Genomic DNA, 1,136 nt, shown 5'->3' with positions numbered 1-1,136 from the left:
TTGCGCTGCACTGGCAGGGAAGAGGCGGTCTGCTGCTCTTGCTGCTCGTTCTTGAACCAGTTCCAGGGAGCCAACTTCTTGAAATCGATGTCCATGTCATACCTCCAGAAAAATTGGAAAACGAGTTACTCAAGCCCTTTGCCTGCTGCGACGGGCACTGCGCCCAGGCGACACGGGCTGCTCGGATGACTTCTGCTGTTCACGCTTGCGCATCACCTCCTTCTTTGCTCCGGCTCGGGTCTGATCATTGAGCCACTGATCGATTTCACTTTGACGAAACCGCCACGTCCCGTCCACCTTGAAAGCCGGAATTTCCCCGTGCGCGGCGAGCCGATAAAGCGTCCGCTTGCCGACTTTCAAGTACGCAGCCAATTCATCGAGCGTGAAAATCACCTGTAGGTGCGCTTTCATCTCACCCTCTCCAATCGCGTCGCTTTGCGGTTCCGGCCAAGGAAATCCTTGCAATACTTTGTAAAATATTACACCTACCATGACAAACTTCAAGAGTCAAGAGTCAATGTACAGCGTTCTCCCGCCCCATTGATGCAGGTCAACTGCTCAGGCAAGGCGCAGGGGGGCGGCCTGATCAGGCAATGGACAGCGCCTGGCTCGTCAGCCTGCGTGTGCCACAGGCGCCTCGATCAAACACCGATCCTCACGTTGTAGTCGAGTGCCCGCAGCCCCTTGCTTGTCTGCATGTTCCTTGGCGGAAACTCGTCTGGGCGCGCCCAGACGACGATTTCCCCGAGGCTGCTCAGGCCAACGTGCGGAATTGCCCAGTCGTCGCTGCGGATCGCGTTCCAGAGTCGGGCCGAAACACTTCCGTTGCCCCAGACAACGTAGTTCAACAGTATCCGTCCGGCCAACACACCTTCCCGATACCGCCGCCGAAGGCCATGGCCCATCAAGCGGATTTTCCATGCGCCCTCAGCGCCGTACCAACAGCAAATCTTTCAAGGCCCAGGTCATTCAGGAGTGTTCTGAACCCGATGCCTCCATCGCAAACATCGCCTTGGGCTACAGCCTCAATGCCAACCTCGTCCACAAATGGATTCGCCTGCTTACCCAGAAAACCACGGCTATCCAGCCAGCGTTCATCCCGTTGCCTTCTCAAATGCTCGGCGCGGGTTCGCATG

The 1,136-nt window shown here is 57.0% G+C and carries 3 protein-coding genes and 1 pseudogene; 1 reads left to right on the top strand and 3 read right to left on the bottom strand.

Features of this window, described 5'->3' with window-relative positions:
- The 3 genes and pseudogenes from GKAS_RS25040 to GKAS_RS23315 form a co-directional block, all read right to left on the bottom strand.
- A pseudogene (locus GKAS_RS25040) lies at nucleotides 1-95 on the bottom strand (Hsp20/alpha crystallin family protein); the annotation flags it as partial.
- 34 nt (nucleotides 96-129) lie between these two features.
- On the bottom strand, nucleotides 130-411 hold the full coding sequence (locus GKAS_RS23320; protein ID WP_003847758.1) for a helix-turn-helix domain-containing protein: 282 nt from the start codon (nucleotides 409-411) through the stop codon (nucleotides 130-132).
- 230 nt (nucleotides 412-641) lie between these two features.
- Complete coding sequence (locus tag GKAS_RS23315) at nucleotides 642-905, bottom strand: hypothetical protein (protein ID WP_003847756.1); 264 nt, start codon at nucleotides 903-905, stop codon at nucleotides 642-644.
- A 14-nt stretch (nucleotides 906-919) separates the two neighbouring features.
- On the opposite strand from GKAS_RS23315, the gene GKAS_RS25035 reads away from it, so the two are divergent.
- Nucleotides 920-1,136: transposase (locus tag GKAS_RS25035; protein ID WP_035897906.1), on the top strand; the 217-nt coding region annotated here is incomplete at its 3' end.

The sequence above is a fragment of the Kluyvera ascorbata ATCC 33433 genome (assembly GCF_000735365.1).
Taxonomy (GTDB): domain Bacteria; phylum Pseudomonadota; class Gammaproteobacteria; order Enterobacterales; family Enterobacteriaceae; genus Kluyvera; species Kluyvera ascorbata.
This window is presented reverse-complemented; position numbering and strand designations above follow the sequence as displayed.

Excerpts from the sequence above, each read along its gene's own strand:
- GKAS_RS23320 (WP_003847758.1), bottom strand. The coding sequence starts at position 411 with ATGAAAGCGCACCTACAGGTGATTTTCACGCTCGATGAATTGGCTGCG.
- GKAS_RS23315 (WP_003847756.1), bottom strand. The coding sequence starts at position 905 with ATGGGCCATGGCCTTCGGCGGCGGTATCGGGAAGGTGTGTTGGCCGGA.